The 16,519-nt window shown below is 71.1% G+C and carries 13 protein-coding genes; 9 read left to right on the top strand and 4 right to left on the bottom strand.

Features of this window, described 5'->3' with window-relative positions:
- Positions 1–105: 105 nt before the first annotated feature.
- Both OXQ95_RS12375 and OXQ95_RS12380 read left to right on the top strand, forming a co-directional pair.
- Positions 106–2,373, top strand: coding sequence for a CDC48 family AAA ATPase (locus tag OXQ95_RS12375; protein WP_267381822.1), 2,268 nt, complete (start codon positions 106–108; stop codon positions 2,371–2,373).
- A 75-nt stretch (positions 2,374–2,448) separates the two neighbouring features.
- A complete protein-coding gene (locus OXQ95_RS12380; protein WP_267381902.1) occupies positions 2,449–3,249 on the top strand; it encodes a DUF72 domain-containing protein in 801 nt (266 codons plus the stop codon).
- A gap of 1,105 nt (positions 3,250–4,354) precedes the next feature.
- Here OXQ95_RS12380 and OXQ95_RS12385 read toward each other — a convergent pair.
- Positions 4,355–5,329 (bottom strand): NAD(P)H-dependent glycerol-3-phosphate dehydrogenase, encoded by a 975-nt coding sequence (locus OXQ95_RS12385; protein ID WP_267381823.1) that lies wholly within the window; start codon positions 5,327–5,329, stop codon positions 4,355–4,357.
- Positions 5,326–6,360, bottom strand: coding sequence for a tRNA (adenosine(37)-N6)-threonylcarbamoyltransferase complex transferase subunit TsaD (gene tsaD / locus OXQ95_RS12390; protein ID WP_267381824.1), 1,035 nt, complete (start codon positions 6,358–6,360; stop codon positions 5,326–5,328). Before tsaD ends, OXQ95_RS12385 begins: the two co-directional genes overlap by 4 nt.
- Positions 6,361–6,425: 65 nt before the next feature.
- Here tsaD and hemC point away from each other — a divergent pair, with 65 nt between their 5' ends.
- The 3 genes from hemC to OXQ95_RS12405 are packed head-to-tail and all read left to right on the top strand — an operon-like array spanning position 6,426 to position 8,921.
- Positions 6,426–7,337 carry a hydroxymethylbilane synthase gene (gene hemC, locus OXQ95_RS12395; protein ID WP_267381903.1) on the top strand — a complete coding sequence of 304 codons (912 nt, stop codon included), beginning with the start codon at positions 6,426–6,428 and terminating at the stop codon, positions 7,335–7,337.
- The gene (locus tag OXQ95_RS12400; protein WP_267381825.1) at positions 7,334–7,972 is read left to right on the top strand and encodes a uroporphyrinogen-III synthase; all 639 of its coding nucleotides are present in this window, start codon (positions 7,334–7,336) and stop codon (positions 7,970–7,972) included. The genes hemC and OXQ95_RS12400 overlap by 4 nt, the downstream gene beginning before the upstream one ends.
- Before the next feature lie 31 nt (positions 7,973–8,003).
- Complete coding sequence (locus OXQ95_RS12405; RefSeq protein ID WP_267381826.1) at positions 8,004–8,921, top strand: hypothetical protein; 918 nt, start codon at positions 8,004–8,006, stop codon at positions 8,919–8,921.
- Positions 8,922–9,077: 156 nt separating this feature from the next.
- Here the strand turns inward: OXQ95_RS12405 and OXQ95_RS12410 are convergent, their stop codons facing one another.
- Complete coding sequence (locus OXQ95_RS12410) at positions 9,078–10,937, bottom strand: AsmA family protein (protein WP_267381827.1); 1,860 nt, start codon at positions 10,935–10,937, stop codon at positions 9,078–9,080.
- A 42-nt stretch (positions 10,938–10,979) separates the two neighbouring features.
- Positions 10,980–11,141: a DUF1674 domain-containing protein gene (locus tag OXQ95_RS12415; RefSeq protein WP_242097393.1), complete on the bottom strand. Its 162-nt coding sequence runs from the start codon at positions 11,139–11,141 to the stop codon at positions 10,980–10,982.
- A gap of 85 nt (positions 11,142–11,226) precedes the next feature.
- Between OXQ95_RS12415 and OXQ95_RS12420 the strand changes: the two genes are divergently transcribed.
- Genes OXQ95_RS12420 through purH form a run of 4 tightly spaced genes read left to right on the top strand, consistent with a single transcriptional unit; the run spans position 11,227 to position 16,519 of the window.
- Complete coding sequence (locus OXQ95_RS12420; RefSeq protein WP_267381828.1) at positions 11,227–12,513, top strand: transcription antitermination factor NusB; 1,287 nt, start codon at positions 11,227–11,229, stop codon at positions 12,511–12,513.
- Between the two features lie 36 nt (positions 12,514–12,549).
- Positions 12,550–13,209, top strand: a complete 660-nt coding sequence (gene rpe, locus OXQ95_RS12425) for a ribulose-phosphate 3-epimerase (RefSeq protein ID WP_267381829.1) — start codon at positions 12,550–12,552, stop codon at positions 13,207–13,209.
- Positions 13,206–14,939 carry a heparinase II/III family protein gene (locus tag OXQ95_RS12430; protein WP_267381830.1) on the top strand — a complete coding sequence of 578 codons (1,734 nt, stop codon included), beginning with the start codon at positions 13,206–13,208 and terminating at the stop codon, positions 14,937–14,939. Before rpe ends, OXQ95_RS12430 begins: the two co-directional genes overlap by 4 nt.
- A gap of 17 nt (positions 14,940–14,956) precedes the next feature.
- Complete coding sequence (purH, locus tag OXQ95_RS12435; protein ID WP_267381831.1) at positions 14,957–16,519, top strand: bifunctional phosphoribosylaminoimidazolecarboxamide formyltransferase/IMP cyclohydrolase; 1,563 nt, start codon at positions 14,957–14,959, stop codon at positions 16,517–16,519.

A 16,519-nucleotide genomic window follows, 5' to 3' on the forward strand; every position in this document is an offset into this window, starting at 1 on the left:
TTTCACGGGTCGGCCTTCGGGTCGGCCCTTTTTTTGTCCCTCGCAACCGCGGACCTGCGTTCCCATCTCACGCCCTTGGGTGCGTTACGGGACGGAAGAACGGATATGGCGGACGGGGACGCGGCGATGCGCAAGATACAGGTGGCGAACAGCCGGCCCGAGGATAGCGGGCGCGGTCTCGCGCATCTGCCGCGCACGCTGCTGGCCGCGCTCCAGATCGGCGAAGGCGACGTGATCGAGATCGTCGGCAAGCAGTCGACACCCGCGCGTGCCGTTTTTCCCTATGACGAAGACGAGGGGCTGGACATCATCCGTCTCGACGGCCTCCAGCGCGCCAATGCCGGCGTCGGCTCGGGCGATTTCGTCGAGGTGCGCAAGGCCGAATCCAAGCCCGCGACGCGCGTCGTCTTCGCCCCCGCCCAGCAGAATCTGCGGTTGCAGGGATCGACCAACGCGCTGAAGCGCACCTTTCTGGGCCGGCCGCTGGCGCAGGGCGACGTGGTCACGACGGCGGGGCACCAGCGCGTCGGCAACGTGCCGCCGCACGTCCGCCAGTTCATGAACGCGCCCGCCTATGCGCTGCAGGAGATCCGCCTGCTGGTGGTGGCGGCCAGCCCCAAGGGCATCGTCCATATCGACGAGACGACCGAGATCGAGCTGCGCGCCGAATATGAGGAGCCCGCCGCCGCGCGCCGCGCCGACGTCACCTATGACGATATCGGCGGCATGGGCCAGACGATCGACCAGCTTCGCGAGATGGTCGAGCTGCCGCTGCGCTATCCCGAGCTGTTCCAGCGCCTGGGCGTCGATCCGCCCAAGGGGCTGTTGCTCTATGGCCCGCCGGGCACGGGCAAGACGCGGCTGGCGCGCGCGGTGGCCAACGAATCGGACGCGCAGTTCTTCCTCGTCAACGGACCCGAGATCATGGGCTCGGCTTACGGCGAATCGGAAAAGCGGTTGCGCGACGTGTTCGAGGAGGCGACCAAAAACGCGCCTTCCATCGTGTTCATCGACGAGATCGATTCGATCGCACCCAAGCGCGGGCAGGTGTCGGGGGAGGCGGAGAAGCGCCTCGTCGCGCAGCTGCTGACGCTGATGGACGGGCTGGAGGCGCGCGCGAACCTCGTCGTGATCGCCGCGACCAACCGGCCCGAGGCGATCGACGAGGCACTTCGGCGGCCAGGGCGGTTCGACCGCGAGATCGTGGTCGGCGTGCCCGACGAGCGCGGGCGGCGCGAGATCATCGGCATCCACACCCGCGGCATGCCGCTCGGCGACCGCGTCGATCTCGACGAGCTGGCGCGCACCACCTTCGGCTTCGTCGGTGCGGATCTGGCGGCGCTGGCGCGCGAGGCGGCGATCGAGGCGGTGCGGCGGATCATGCCGCGGCTCAACCTGGAGGAGCGGACGATCCCCGCCGACGTGCTCGACGACCTGTCGGTGACGCGCGAGGATTTCCTGGAGGCGTTGAAACGCGTCCAGCCGAGCGCGATGCGCGAGGTGATGGTGCAGGCGCCCAACGTCGCCTGGACCGATGTCGGCGGACTGGACGATGCGCAGATGCGGCTGAAGGAAGGCGTCGAGCTGCCGCTGAAGGACCCCGATGCGTTCCGCCGGCTCGGCATCCGCCCGGCCAAGGGGTTTCTGCTCTACGGCCCGCCGGGCACCGGCAAGACGCTGTTGGCCAAGGCGGTCGCGCGCGAGGCGCAGGCCAATTTCATCGCCACCAAATCGAGCGACCTGCTGAGCAAATGGTATGGCGAGAGCGAGCAGCAGATCGCGCGGCTGTTCGCCCGCGCGCGGCAGGTGGCGCCGTGCGTGATCTTCATCGACGAGCTCGATTCGCTGGTGCCCGCGCGCGGCGGTGGCCTGGGCGAGCCGCAGGTGACCGAACGCGTGGTGAACACGATCCTGGCCGAGATGGACGGGCTCGAGGAGCTGCAATCGGTGGTGGTGATCGGCGCCACCAACCGCCCCAATCTGGTCGATCCTGCGCTGCTGCGGCCGGGGCGGTTCGACGAGCTGATCTATGTCGGTGTGCCCGATCGGGCGGGGCGGCGGCGGATCCTCGGCATCCAGACGCAGAAGATGCCGCTCGACGGCGACGTCGATCTGGACGTGGTGGCGGAGCGCACCGAGCGGTTCACCGGCGCGGACCTCGAGGATGTGGTGCGCCGCGCCGGGCTCGTGGCGCTGCGCCGCAGCCTGGAGAGCCACAGCGTGACGATGGCCGATTTCGAGGCGGCGCTCACCGAGGCGCGCGCCTCGGTGACGCCCGAGATGGAGCGCGACTATGCGCAGATGGCCTCGCGGCTGAAGCAGGACGCCGCCGCGATCCAGCCGATCGGCTTCGCCTTTCCGGCGCGGACCTAGACGCGGGGGATGGGGGCGCCGCGGCGCCCCCATCCCTGCGTGGCGGCGCAGCGGCGGCGGCGCTATACCGGCACGATGACGCAGGCAGCGATTCGCATCGGCATCGGCGGCTGGACGTACGAGCCCTGGCGCGGGACCTTCTTTCCCGACAAATGGCCGCAGAAGCGCGAGCTCGACTATGCCGCCACACACGTCACCGCGATCGAGGTGAACGGCACCTATTATGGCAGCCAGAAGCCTGCGACCTTTGCCGCCTGGGCCAAGGCGGTGCCGGACGGCTTCGTCTTCACGCTGAAGGCGTCGCGTTACTGCACCAACCGCAAGGTGCTGGCGCAGGCGGGCGAATCGATCGCGCGCTTCACCGGACAGGGCATCGTCGAGCTGGGCGACCGGCTGGGGCCGATCCTGTGGCAGTTCATGGCGACCAAGGCGTTCGACGCCGAGGATTTCGGCGCGTTCCTCAAGCTCCTGCCCGCCGAGCAGGACGGGATCGCGCTGCGCCATGCGGTGCAGGTGCGCCACGAAAGCTTCGCGGTGCCCGAATTCGTCGCCCTGTGCCGCGCGGCGGGGGTGGCGATCGTGTATGCCGATTCGGCCGACCATCCCGCGATCGCCGACGTGACGGGCGATTTCGTCTATGCCCGGCTGGAAAATGCCGAGGAGCCCATCCCCACCGGCTATGCGCCCGACGCGCTCGACCGCTGGGCGGAGGCGGCCCGCATTTGGGCGCGCGGCGGCCAGCCCGGGGGGCTGCCCTATGCCGACCCGACCCCGCCGGAGCAACGCCCGCGCGAGACGTTCCTCTTCTTCATCAACGGCGCCAAGGTCCGCGCGCCGCATGGCGCGATGGCGCTGATCGAACGGGTGTCGGGGTAAGCGGCGGCGGGTTCGCGTGACCTGAAGGGGCGCGGGAGGCGGCGGTGGATCGTGGTCGGTCATCTAGGAGGGTCTCAAGTGGCTGTCGTTACCTGCTCACATCGGCTTGCCTCCTGATGACGCGTGGTTCAGCGTCGGCTTTGCGGGTTCGGTTGCGCCTTTCTGCAGCATGGGCACTTCTTTTACTGAATGGCTATTTGACAAGTCTCCGAACTAAATACGGCGCTCACCTCGTTGTGCTGGTTACCGCGCCGGTATTGCTCAGTGGCTGCTTCGGTAGTCGGGGGGCAAATTTGGATATCCGTTTGCGCCATAGTGGATGGCAGACAAGTCGTCAGCCGAACAATATGGAAGACTCGCTTCTTTGAGTCGTTCCCCACAGGAGGTTATGAGCAAGAGCTCGGCACGGCTTTAGTCGTTCCTGTAGGAAGCCATCAATATGTGTTCGGTCTGTTCAAGCTGTGTCGTATGGGGGGCGCTTTCGAGTCTGGCATGGCAACCGCTCTGGACAACTACGGATCGCTGAGGCGCCAGAGACTGAATTTAGGCTCGTCACCCAGTGGGCGAGAGTCTGAGAGAAACCATATAATTCAAGAACTGGGGTAGCGACGTGCCGCTATTTGCCAAAAAACGGAAGACGGTTCTGGCCGGCGAGCTTGCCTTACTTTTGTTTATTTTCAGCAAGTCAACGATCCAAAATCGCTTCGCCTCCTTGTGCCGGGAAAAAGTGCTAATTTAGGTGGGCATAGGGTAAAGATTAATCGGGTGACAATTGGTTTTAGCCCGGATCCTGCCGCCCCTGCCCGATCCCTGCCAGATCTTCCCGTTTTACGCGGCGAGCCCTCTACCTTGGTTGGCGTCATCCCGCCAGGAGAGGACTTGTATCATGCAACCCCCGTCCGGTTTTCGGATTTTCGGAGAACAGCAAATGCAGAATAATCTTCTTTATGCGCTGCTCTCCTTGGATGCGTACAACGAGAGAGAGGGCACAGGTTTTCTATAAAAGTCTTGAAAACAAGGCCACATGTCTTTGTTCGTGGCGTAAACCAAATGAGAATACAGCTCGGTAAGGCAATAAGCGACGTCCAGCCCCCCCCCTCGCCCCTCACCCCTCCGCGCGGAGCGGGCGCGCCAGCAAATCGCCGATCACGTCGCCGATCGCCGCGCCTTCCAGCAGCCGGCACACGGCCTGCGTCACGGGCATGTCGACGCCGGCGTCGACGGCCGCTTCGCGCAGCACGGGGGCGGTGAAGGCGCCCTCGGCCACGGTGCGGCGGTCGGCGAGCAGCGCGGCGGCCGATCCGCCGCGGCCGAGGCCGAGGCCCAGCGAGAAGTTGCGCGAGGCGGTGGACGAGCAGGTGAGCACGAGATCGCCGAGCCCCGACAGGCCGCCGAGCGTCTCCGCCCGGCCGCCGCGCGCGAGGCCGAACCGCGTCATCTCGGCAAAGCCGCGCGCGATCAGCGCGGCGCGCGCGTTCTGGCCGAGCCCCGCGCCCTCCACCACGCCGCAGGCGATCGCGAGCACGTTCTTCACCGCGCCGCCGATCTCGGCGCCCACCACGTCGCTGCTGGCATAGGGGCGGAAATGCGGCGCGGCGAGCCGGTCGGCCAAGCGTTCGCGCAACGGTCCGTCGGCGCAGGCGAGCGTCACCGCGGTCGGCAAGCCGGCTGCCACCTCGTGCGCGAAGGTCGGGCCCGACAGCACCGCGATCGGCGCCTGCGGGTGCGCCGCGCGCGCGACCTCGCCCACCAGCCGCTTGCTGCCCGCCTCGATCCCCTTGGCGCACAGCACCAAAGCCGCGCGCTCCACCGGAGTCTGCGCCAGCACCGCGCCGACATGCTGGGCGGGCGCGACCACCAGCAGCGCGTCGTGGCCGGCCAGATCGGCCAGATCGCCCGTCGCGCGGATCGTGGGGGAAAGCGGCACGCCCGCCAGGAACGCGCGATTCTCGTGCGTGGCGTTGATGCCCGCCACCACCTCGGGCTCGCGCGCCCAGAGCAGCACGTCGCGCCCGCCATTCGCGGCCACCTGCGCCAGCGCGGTGCCCCAGGCGCCGCCGCCGATCACGCCGATCCTCATGCCTTCACTCCTGCGCCACGCACCGCCTCGGCCGCCGGATCGAGCGGCCAGCGCGGTCGCGCGGGCGTGTCGAGCGGGTCGGTCAGGCCCTGGGCGAAACGCTCGGCGCCCGCCCAGGCGATCATCGCGGCATTGTCGGTGCACAGCCACAGCGGCGGCGCGACGAAGCGCAGCCCGTGCGCCTGCGCCAGCGTCGCGAGCGCCGCGCGCACCGCGCCGTTCGCCGCCACCCCGCCGGCGACCACCAGCGCGTTCACGCCGCCGGCGCGCGCCAGCGCACGCGCGGTGCGGTCGATCAGGCAGTCGATCACCGCGGCCTGGAACGACGCGGCGAGATCCTCGGGGCTATGCTGCCCCGCGGCGCGCGCCACCGCGCTCTTCAGCCCAGCGAACGAGAAATGCGGCTCGGCCGAACCCTTCAGCGGTCGCGGCAGCGGCACCGCGGCCGGATTCCCTCGCGCGGCGGCGCGCTCCACGGCGGGGCCGCCGGGGAAGCCCAGGCCCAGCAGCTTGGCGGTCTTGTCGAACGCCTCGCCCGCCGCATCGTCGATCGTGGTGGCGAGCCGGCGATAGCGGCCGACGCCCTGCACCAGCAGCAATTGGCAATGGCCGCCCGAGACGAGCAGCAGCAGATAGGGAAAGGCCAGATCGGGATCGGAGAGGCGCGGCGAAAGCGCATGGCCCTCCAGATGGTTGACCGCGACGAACGGCTTGCCCGCGGCATGCGCCATCGCCTTGCCGGTGACGAGCCCGACCATCACCCCGCCGATCAGCCCCGGCCCAGCGGTGGCGGCGATCGCGTCCACCTCCGCCAGCGCCATCCCGGCGTCCCGGAGCGCGGCGACGATGAGCGGCTCCAGCGCCTCGACATGCGCGCGCGCCGCGATCTCGGGCACCACGCCGCCGAACGGCGCGTGCGCCGCCTCCTGCCCGAGCAGCCGATGCGCCAGCACGCGGCCATCGCTGCGCACGAGCGCGGCGGCGGTTTCGTCGCAGGAGGATTCGAGGCCCAGGATCACGGAAGGTCGCATGCCCAGCGACATAGGCGCTCGCCGCGCGCTTGTCGAAGCGCCCCGTGCTGGTCCATGGGCGGATCATGGTTCGGTTCAGGCTCGGCACGCGCGGTTCGGCGCTGGCGCTCGTACAGGCGGAGATGGTGCGAAGCGGGCTGTGCGCGGCGCATGGCTGGCCGGCGGACGGGGTGGCGATCGTGCCGATCCGCACCACCGGCGATCGGGTGCAGGATCGCGCGCTGGCGGAGATCGGCGGCAAGGCGCTGTGGACGCGCGAACTCGATCGCGCGCTGCTCGAGGGCGAGGTGGATGCGTGCGTCCATTCGATGAAGGATGTCGAGACGGTGCGGCCGGCGGCGATCGCGATCGCCGCGATGCTACCGCGCGCCGATGTGCGCGACCGGTTGATCGGGGCGGATGCGGTCGCGGCGCTGCGCATGGGCGCGGTCGTCGGCACCAGCAGCCCTAGGCGGCGCGCGCAATTGCTGCGCCAGCGGCCCGACCTGCAAATCGTGCTGTTCCGCGGCAATGTGGGCACGCGGCTGGCGAAGCTCGCGACGGGCGCGGTGGATGCCACGCTGCTGGCGGCGGCAGGGCTCGACCGGCTGGGGCACGGCGCGACGGGCACGCCGATCGATCCGGCGGCGATGCTGCCCGCACCCGCGCAAGGCGCGGTGGGGATCGAGGTGCGCGCGGACGATGCGGCGGCGCTGGCGCGGGTGGCGGCGATCGACGATGCGGCGACCAGCGCCTGCGTGGCCGCGGAGCGCGCGCTGCTCGCCGCCCTTCGCGCGGATTGCCACTCGCCGGTGGGGGCGCTCGCGACGCTTGTGGACGGGCGGCTGACGCTGCGCGCCGAATTGCTGGCCGAGGATGGCGAGGCGCAGGTCGAAGGCGCGACGACGGGCGTGGTCGGCGACGATTCGGGCGCGGGGCTCGCCGCCGAACTGCTCGAACGCGCGCCTTTGGCGGTGCGGCGGCTGTTCGCGGCGTGAGCCGTGCGCTCGTGGTGCTGCGGCCGGAGCCGGGCAACGCGCGCACCGCGGCGGCGATCGAGGCGGGGGGCCATGTCGCGATCCGGCTGCCGCTGTTCGCGGTGGTGCCGCTCGCCTGGCAGCCGCCCGACCCGCGCGATTACGACGCGCTGCTGCTCACCAGCGCAAACGCCGTGCGGCATGGTGGGCCGGGGCTCGACCGGCTGCGGGCGCTGCCCGTGCTGGCGGTGGGCGCGGCGACCGAGGCGGCGGCGCGCGCGGCGGGGTTCCGCGTCGTGGCGACGGGGGCGGGCGGGATCGACGCGCTGCCGGACGCGCGCGGGCGGTTGCTCCATCTGGGCGCGCGCGAGCGAATGACCCAGGCGGACCTGCCGGCCATCGCGGTCTATGCCGCCGAGCCGCTGCCCGTGGCGCCGGCGACCTTGGCGGCGCTGGCGGGGCAGGTGGCGCTGCTCCACTCCGCCCGCGCCGCGCGGGCGTTCGCGGCCCTGCCGCTCGATCGCGCCGGGGTTCGTGTTGCGGCGCTCAGCGCGGCCGTGGCCGCGGCGGCCGGAGCAGGGTGGGAGCGGGTGGCGCACGCGGCGCGGCCCGACGATGCGACCCTCGTCGCGCTGGCCCGGACGCTCACCGATTGACCGTGACGCCCGCGGCGGAGATAAGCGGGCCATGAGCGATGCCCGATCGATCGAGACCCGCCGCGCTAAGCGGCCAGGCGCCGCCGTGCTGATCGCGATCGGGTTCCTGGGGCTGCTGGTCGGCATCGTGGCCGCGCTGCTGGCGGTGAAGGCGTGGCCCACCGCGCATGGCGCCGCGGCCGAGACGTCGACGACGCGGACGGTGAGCGGCTTCACCCCCGCGCAGCCGCTGGGCGTGGGGGAAAGCGCGCCGGCCAATCCCGCGGTCGATCCCGCCTTGCTCGCCACGCGCGAGACGGCGCTCGCCGCCGCGCTCACCACGCTCGAGACGCGCACCGCGGCGGTCGCTGCCGATGCGGCCGCGGCGGGCGGCGAGGCGAGTCGGGCCGAAGCGCTGCTGATCGCGTTCGCCGCGCGTCGCGCCGTCGATCGCGGCGCGCCGCTCGGCTATCTGGAGGAACAGTTGCGCCAGCGCTTCGGCGCCGCCCAGCCGCGCGCGGTGCTCGTCATCGGCCAGATGGCGCGCGCGCCGGTGACGCTGGAGGATCTGCGCGTCGGGCTGGACGGCATCGGCACGGCGATCGCCACCGGCCATGGCGGCGAGGGCATCTGGGCGAGCCTGCAGCGCGAATTGGGCAGCCTCGTCATCCTGCGCTCGACCGGCTCGGCCTCGCCGCTGCCGGCCGACCGGCTGGCACGCGCGCGGCGCCTGCTCGACGGCGGCCAGGTGGAGGCGGCGCGCGCGGAGGTGGGCCGGCTGCCGGGCGCCGCGGTCGCGGTCAACTGGCTGGCGATGGCGAAACGCTATCTGCTCGCGCGTCAGGCGCTCGATGCGATCGAGAGCGCGGCGATCCTGGGGCAGGGCAACCCGCCCGTCCCGGCGGTGCCCACGCCGGCGGTCGCGCCCGCGGCTTCCACGCTGCCGGCGACCACCCCGCCGACGCCTTGAGGCGCGGCGCCCGGTTGGATAACGTGACGTCGATCCGTTTGCCCTGAGCTTGTCGAAGGGCCTGTGCCGATCGCGAAGGCGCGCACGGGAGAGCGTGCTCCGACAAGCTCAGCGCGAACGGATTTGGTGATCCGGTCACGCTCATGGCATCCCGTCCTAGCGCAGCGCGCGGGCGGCGAGCGCGGCGCAATCGGCATTGCCCGCGATCGGCCCCTGAGTGCCCTTGATCGCACGGCCGATCGCCTTGAAGATGTTGCCGACCGACTTGACTTCGGGCGGCACCACGATCGCGGGCGAGCTGATCGTGCCCCGCAGATAGGCCTCGCCCGGCAGGCGGAGGACGGCGCCCTGTTTGGGCGCGCCGGTCAGCACGACCGCGATCGTCTCGCCCGGAAAGGTGACCGTGCCGCGCCCCTTCATCTGGCTCTGCGTCGTATCGAGGATCAGCGGATCGACGCGGCCGGTGCCGCCCCGCATCGCCAGCCGTGCCACGACGCAGCGCAGCCCGGCGCTCTGGTCGCTTTTCGCCAGCAACGCGCGTCCGGCGTCGAAGCCCAGCGCGTCGGCGATCCGCCGGGGCAGCGTGCCGTCGCGCGCGACGAAGCCGACCGTGCCGTCCGCATAGCCGATCGCCGCGCGGATCGTGTCGCCCGGACCGCGGAGATGCGCGGTGGCGTCGATATGGCCGGTGAACGATCCCATGTCCGACGCGATCGCCACCGGCACGCTGCTCGCCAGCTTCACGTCGACGCGCACGATCGGCACCGCGCGGCCGCCTCGCTGGTCGACGCTCATCCGCCCCGTCACCAGCCCGTGCGGCAGCCGCAGCCGGAGCGGCGCGATGGTGAGCAACTGGTGGTCCATCGTCGCGGTGCCCGACAGCGCGACCAGCGACGAATCGCCGGTGTCGCTGACGATCCGGTCGACCGCGAAGCGGATCGTGCCGTCGGTGCGATCGATCTTGCCGATATCGACGGGCGTGTTGGGCACGATTCGCGGGCCGATCCGCGCTTCGAGCGCGGCGGCCTGCGCGCGGCCCTCCGACGACGACAGATCGTTGAAGTCGAGCTGGCGCGAGGCGATCTGCCCCGTCAGCTTGGTGCGCCCGTCCTGCTTGTCGACGTTCAGCCAGCCGGACAGTTGCGAACGGCCGATCGTGCCGTCCAGCCGGGTGATCTCCCATTTGGGCCGATCGTGGCGGACATGCGCGGAAAGCGTCACCGCGCGCGTCTTGAACAGCCCGGCCTCGATCACCGCGTCGATCAGCTTCAGATCGGCGGCGCGCGCCTGAACGTCGAGGCTCATCGCGTTGGTATCGAGCGGCCGGTCCATCGTGCCGCGCGCCGTCATCGCCAGCCGGTCGCCCGCAAGGCTGGCGGTGAAGGGCCAGGGCCGGGTGTCGGGGCCGATCGCCGGGCCGGCGAAATGCACCGCGATCGCGGCGCCGCGCACCGATCCGTGGCCATCGGCGCGCACCCCGCCCTTGGGATCGGACGCGACGTTCAGCGTCACCCAGCGGTCCTGCTTGCCGTCGCGATAGTCGATCACGCTGTTCGCGATCGTGAGGCCGCGTAGCGCATCGGAGCCGCTGCCGCCCTTTTTCTGCCCGCCGCGCTGCCAGTTGGTGCGGCCTTTCGCATCGCGCACCAGCACGAGATGCAGCCCCGATAGCGTCACGTCGCGCGGCGCGAACCGCCCGATCAGCAGCGGCCATACCGAAAATGTGGCGCGCGCGCTGTCGAGCGTGACGAAATCGCCTTTGCCCGCCCATGCCGCCTGCGGGATGCGCACGCCGCGGATCGCGACAATGGGGGTGAAGCCCGGGCCGCCCACGCGCGTGATCTCCGCGATCGTCACCGGGCGGTCGAGCCGGGCGGACAGACGCCGCTCGATCAGCCCCTTCAACATTCCGAACGGAAAGAACGCGACGCCGACGATCGCCAGCAGGACGAGGCCGGCGAACGCCAGCCCCAGGATCGTGGGCCAGCCTTTGGTGGCGAAAGCGCGCATGTGCATGGCGCGCCCGACGCTTCGGCGCGCGAAATCGTTCCGGATGCGTCAGAAATCGATCGCGATGCCCTTCAGCTCCCAATCGCCATAGCGGGTGGGATCGAGCCCTTGGGGATCCTTCGCCGGGCGTTCCATCGGCTCAGGCTGCGGCACGGGGGTATTCTTCGCCAGATGCGATGGCGGCTTCACATGGGCGGGGCGCTTGGCCATGGCGGGTCTTTCGGTTGCGGCGGTGTGTCGCCACATCGGTGCGTGCACCCGCTTTGCCAAGGACTCTCCGCCATGATCGTCGCTCGTGCCTGACCATACGCACGCTCCCGAGCCGCTGGGCGTTCCCACCAGACGGGCTGCGATCCGCCTGCTCGACGCGGTACTGCGGCGCGGCGAGCCGCTCGAATCGGCACTGGCGGGGGCGACGCGGATGATCCACGGGCCCGATCGCGGCCTGGCGCACGCGATCGCCGCGGAGACGCTGCGGCGGATCCCCGACCTCGATTCGCTGATCGATTCCGCCACGCAGCGCCCCCTGCACGACGATGCGAAGGCGCGGATGGCGCTGCGGATCGCGCTCGTCCAGGTGCTGGTGCTGGGCACGCCCGCGCATGCCGCGATCGCGACCGTGCTGCCGCTGATGGACGGCGGCCCGCGCAAGCTGGTCCACGGCGTGTTCGGCACCTTGGTGCGCAGCGGCGTGCTGCTGCCGGAGGTGCCGACCCTGCCCGAGGCGGTCGCGCTGCGCTGGGATGCGGCCTGGGGGTGGGACATGGTGGAGGGCACCGCCGCGGCGATCGCCGCGCCGCCGCCGCTCGACCTGACGCTCGCCGATCCGGATGCAACCGAAGCCTGGCGGGAACGGCTGGGCGGCGAAAGCCTGATGCCGGGCCATCTGCGGCTCCGCGACCATGCGCCGGTGCAGGAGATGGAGGGGTTCGCCGATGGCGCCTGGTGGGTGCAGGACATCGCGGCCTCGATCCCCGTGCGGTTGCTGGGCGCGGGGGCGGGGGCGGGGCAGGTGCTCGACCTGTGCGCCGCGCCGGGCGGCAAGACGCTGCAACTCGCCACCGCCGGCTGGCAGGTGACGGCAGTGGATTCGTCGCAGGGGCGGATCAAGCGGCTGCGCGAGAATCTCCACCGCACACGCGCCAAGGCCGAGGTGGTGCGCGCCGACGTGCTCGAATGGGCGCCCGCCGCGCCGGCCGATGCGGTCCTGCTCGACGCGCCGTGCAGCGCGACCGGGATCGTGCGGCGCCATCCCGACGTGCTCCACCGCGTGCGCCCGTCGATCATCCGCGAGATGGCCGAGACGCAGGCGAAGATCCTCGCGCGGGCGGCGGACTGGGTGAAGCCGGGCGGCACGCTCGTCTTCGCGACCTGTTCGCTCGAGCCCGCGGAGGGCGAGGCGCAGATCGCGGCGTTCCTGGCAGCGCGCGGCGATTATGCGCTGGGGGCGCCCGATCCGGCGGCGCTGCCGCCGGGGATCGCGCCCACGGACGGCGGCGCGATCCGCACCTTTCCGGGCATGCTCGAAAAGGCGGGCGGCTGCGACGGGTTCTTCATCGCCAAGCTGGTGCGCAATGGCTGACTTGCCGCATCGCGGCCGGATGGTAGAGATAACCCCATGAATCCAGTCCGCATCGCGCCCTCGATCCTCTCCGCCGATTTCGCCCGGCTGGGCGAGGAGGTGCGCGCGATCGACGCGGCGGGCGCCGACTGGATCCATATCGACGTGATGGACGGGCATTTCGTGCCCAACATCTCGTTCGGGCCCGTGGTGATGAAGGCGATCCGCGGCGTCACCGCCAAGCCGTTCGACGTGCATCTGATGATCGCGCCGGTCGATGCATATCTCGACGCCTTTGCCGAGGCGGGCGCGGACACGATCAGCGTGCATGTCGAGGCGGGGCCGCACATCCATCGCTCGCTTCAGCACATCAAGGGGCTGGGCAAGCGCGCGGGCGTGGTGATCTGCCCGGGCACGCCGGCCAAGGCGCTCGATTACCTGCTCGACAGCGCCGATCTCGTGCTGGTGATGAGCGTGAATCCGGGCTTTGGCGGGCAGAGCTTCATTGAAAACCAGTTGAAGAAGATCGAGGCGGTGCGCCGGATGATCGATGCGAACGGCCGCGCGATCGATCTGGAGGTGGATGGCGGCGTCGATCCGCGCTGGGCGCGCCGCTGCATCGATGCCGGTGCCGACGCGCTGGTGGCGGGCACGTCGGTCTTCCGCGGCGGCCCGGCAGCCTATGCCGCCAACATCGCCGCGCTGCGGGGCGGATGAACGACCTGACCCCCGATGCCGCGACCGACGGCATCCAGGAGGGCAAGCGGCTGATCCGCCTGGGCGGCGACAAGGCGTTGAGCTTGGCCGAGCGGCTGTCCGAACGCTTCCACCGGCTGACGTGGCGCACGCCGATCCACGGCATGCGGCTGAAGGGGCGCTATCCGCTGAAGCTGATCGCGGTGCCCGAGGACCCGATCATGGGCGACGTGCCGCGCGGGCGCGCGCTGATCGAGGGGATGCTCAGCCACCGCGGCGAACATCATGCGATCGAAACGCTCGATCTGGCCCGGCCCGTCTATGGCAAGGCGTTCGGCGACTATCTCCACGGCTTTGGCTGGCTGCGCGACCTATCGACCGTGGCGACGCGCGCGCAAGGCGCGCCGATCGCCGAATATCTGATGGCGCGCTGGCTCGACCAGCATGCCGACAGCGTGGGCGGCGCGGCGTGGCGCGCGGATCTGTGGGGGCGGCGCATCCTCGCCTGGACGAGCCATGCGCCGCTGATCCTGTCGTCGACCGATCTGGTGTATCGCTCGAGCGTGCTGAACGCGCTCGCCCGTGGCGCGCGGCACCTCGATCGCGGCGCGGACAAGGCGCCGGCCGGGCCGCCGCGGATCGCGGCGTGGTGCGGCGTGGTGGCGGCGGGGCTGCTGATCCCGGGCGGCGATCCGCGCCGCGCGTTCGGCGAGGCGGGGCTGGTGCGCTCGCTGGCGGCGTCGCTGTTCGACGATGGCGGATCGGTGACGCGCAGCCCGGCGGCGTTGCTCGATTCGATCCAGTTGCTGGCGTCTCTGCGCGAGACCTATGCCGCGCGGCGGATCGACCTGCCCGAGCCGATCGGTGCCGCGCTCGGACGGATGGTGCCGGCGCTGCTGGGCGTCGCGCATGGCGATCGCGGGCTGTCGAGCTGGCAGGGCGGCGGCCCGGTGCCCGCGGACAGCGTGGCGGCGGTGATCGAGGCGACGGGCATCCGTACCCGGCCGCTGCGCCAGGCGCGCGACTGGGGCTATCAGCGGCTGGCGGCGGGATCGGCGGTGCTGATCGTCGACGCCGCGCCGCCGCCCGTGGCGCGCGTGGTGGAGGGTGGCTGCGCCTCGACGCTGGCGTTCGAATTCTCCGATGGTCCGGCGCGGATCGTCGTCAATTGCGGCGGCGCGCAGGCCGGATTGGCCACGCTGCCGCCAGCGCTCACCGCCGCGCTGCGGTCGAGCGCCGCGCATTCGACGCTGGTGGTGGCGGACAGCAATTCGACCGCGATCCATGCCGACGGCACACTCGGCCGCGGCGTCGCCGAGGTGGAGCTGAGCCGGCAGGAATCGGATGCCGCCAGCCGGATCGAGGCCACGCATGACGGCTATGTGCGCCGCTACGGCTTTCTTCATCGGCGGCAGCTGATGCTGACGGGCGACGGGCGCGAGCTGCGCGGCGAGGATGCGCTGCTGCCGCAGGGCCGGCGGCACCGCGGCGGCGCGACGCCGTTCGCGATCCGGCTGCATCTGGGCGCGGGTGTCGAGGCGTCGCCCACCGCGGACGGCATGGCGGCGATCCTGCGGCTGGCCGGCGGCGCGCTGTGGCAGTTCCGCTGCCGCGGCGGCAATCTCGCGATCGAGCCCTCGCTGTGGATCGACGGCGACGGCCGTATGGTGCCGACGCAGCAGATCGTCGTGTCGGGCGAGGCCGCGGCAGGCGGCGCGAGCGTGAGCTGGGCCTTGAAGCGCGCGCTCTGAACGGCCAGAGGGCGCGCATGACCAGCATCCCGATCCGCCGCGCGCTCCTCTCCGTCTCCGACAAGACGGGCATCGTCGAACTCGGCCGCACGCTTGCGGCGCATGGCGTCGAGCTGGTCTCGACCGGCGGCACCGCGGCGGCGCTGCGCAAGGCGGGGCTGGCGGTGATCGACGTGTCCGAGATGACCGGTTTCCCCGAGATGATGGACGGGCGCGTGAAGACGCTTCACCCGACCGTGCATGGCGGTCTGCTCGCGGTGCGCGACGATCCCGCGCATGCCGCCGCGATGGCCGCGCACGGTATCGGCGCGATCGATCTGGTGGTGGTGAACCTCTATCCCTTCGCGCAGACGGTCGCCAAGGGCGCCGACCGCGACACGATCATCGAGAATATCGACATCGGCGGGCCGTCGATGGTGCGCTCCGCCGCCAAGAACCACGCCTATGTCGCGATCCTCACCGACCCTGCGGATTATGCTCTGGTGGAAGGCGGCAGCACCAGCCTGGCGGACCGTCGCCGGCTGGCCGCCAAGGCGTTCGCGGCGACGGCGGCCTATGACGGGATGATCGCGCACTGGTTCGGCACCGTCGATCAGGACGAGGCGTTCCCGGAAACGCTGCCGATCGTGCTCAAGCGCGGCGATGCGCTGCGGTATGGCGAGAATCCGCACCAGGCCGCCGCCTTCTACACCGCCGACAGCGGCGTGCGCGGGATCGGCCAGGCGAGCCAGATCCAGGGCAAGGCGCTGAGCTACAACAATCTGAACGACGCTGATGCCGCGCTGGAGCTGGTCGCCGAATTCCGCGACGCCCAGCCCACCTGCGTGATCGTCAAGCACGCCAATCCGTGCGGCGTCGCGACCGCATCCAGCCTCGCCGACGCCTATGCCGCCGCGTTCGCGTGCGACACCGTCTCGGCGTTCGGCGGGATCATCGCGGTCAACCGGCCGCTCGACGGCGCCACCGCGCGCGCGATCGTCGAGATCTTCACCGAAGTCGTGGTGGCCCCCGATGCCGACGACGAGGCGCGCGCGCTGTTCGCCGCCAAGAAGAATCTGCGGCTGCTGCTGACGGGCGAGCTGCCCGATCCGGCGCGCGCGGGGCTCACCGCCAAATCGATCGCGGGCGGCTGGCTGGTGCAGGGTCGCGACAATGGCACGCCGGACGACCTGCGCGTCGTCACGAAGCGCGCGCCGACCGCGCAGGAGCTGGCCGATTGCCGCTTTGCCTGGACAGTCGCCAAGCACGTCAAGTCGAACGCGATCGTCTATGCCAGGGACGGCAGCACCGCCGGAATCGGCGCCGGCCAGATGAACCGGCTGGAATCTGCGCGCATCGCCGCCTGGAAGGCCAAGGACGCGGCGGACAAGGCTGGCTGGGCCGCCCCGCGCACGATCGGCTCGGCGGTGGCGTCGGATGCGTTCTTCCCGTTCGCCGACGGGCTGATGGCGGCGGTGGAGGCGGGCGCCACCGCGGTGATCCAGCCGGGCGGATCGATCCGCGACGCCGACGTGATCGCGGCGGCCGATGCGGCTGGGCTGGCGATGGTCTTCACCGGCATGCGCCACTTCCGCCACTGA

It is taken from the genome of Sphingomonas sp. GC_Shp_6 (assembly GCF_026540835.1).
GTDB lineage: Bacteria > Pseudomonadota > Alphaproteobacteria > Sphingomonadales > Sphingomonadaceae > Sphingomonas.

What these genes read in the sequence shown, in the direction of transcription:
- OXQ95_RS12405 (WP_267381826.1), top strand. Translation starts at nt 8,004, where the DNA reads ATGAGCGATGCCCGATCGATCGAGACCCGCCGCGCTAAGCGGCCAGGC.
- OXQ95_RS12430 (WP_267381830.1), top strand. Translation starts at nt 13,206, where the DNA reads ATGAACGACCTGACCCCCGATGCCGCGACCGACGGCATCCAGGAGGGC.
- hemC (WP_267381903.1), top strand. Translation starts at nt 6,426, where the DNA reads ATGGTTCGGTTCAGGCTCGGCACGCGCGGTTCGGCGCTGGCGCTCGTA.
- tsaD (WP_267381824.1), bottom strand. Translation starts at nt 6,360, where the DNA reads ATGCGACCTTCCGTGATCCTGGGCCTCGAATCCTCCTGCGACGAAACC.
- OXQ95_RS12385 (WP_267381823.1), bottom strand. Translation starts at nt 5,329, where the DNA reads ATGAGGATCGGCGTGATCGGCGGCGGCGCCTGGGGCACCGCGCTGGCG.
- rpe (WP_267381829.1), top strand. Translation starts at nt 12,550, where the DNA reads ATGAATCCAGTCCGCATCGCGCCCTCGATCCTCTCCGCCGATTTCGCC.
- OXQ95_RS12380 (WP_267381902.1), top strand. Translation starts at nt 2,449, where the DNA reads ATGACGCAGGCAGCGATTCGCATCGGCATCGGCGGCTGGACGTACGAG.
- OXQ95_RS12410 (WP_267381827.1), bottom strand. Translation starts at nt 10,937, where the DNA reads ATGCACATGCGCGCTTTCGCCACCAAAGGCTGGCCCACGATCCTGGGG.
- purH (WP_267381831.1), top strand. Translation starts at nt 14,957, where the DNA reads ATGACCAGCATCCCGATCCGCCGCGCGCTCCTCTCCGTCTCCGACAAG.
- OXQ95_RS12375 (WP_267381822.1), top strand. Translation starts at nt 106, where the DNA reads ATGGCGGACGGGGACGCGGCGATGCGCAAGATACAGGTGGCGAACAGC.
- OXQ95_RS12415 (WP_242097393.1), bottom strand. Translation starts at nt 11,141, where the DNA reads ATGGCCAAGCGCCCCGCCCATGTGAAGCCGCCATCGCATCTGGCGAAG.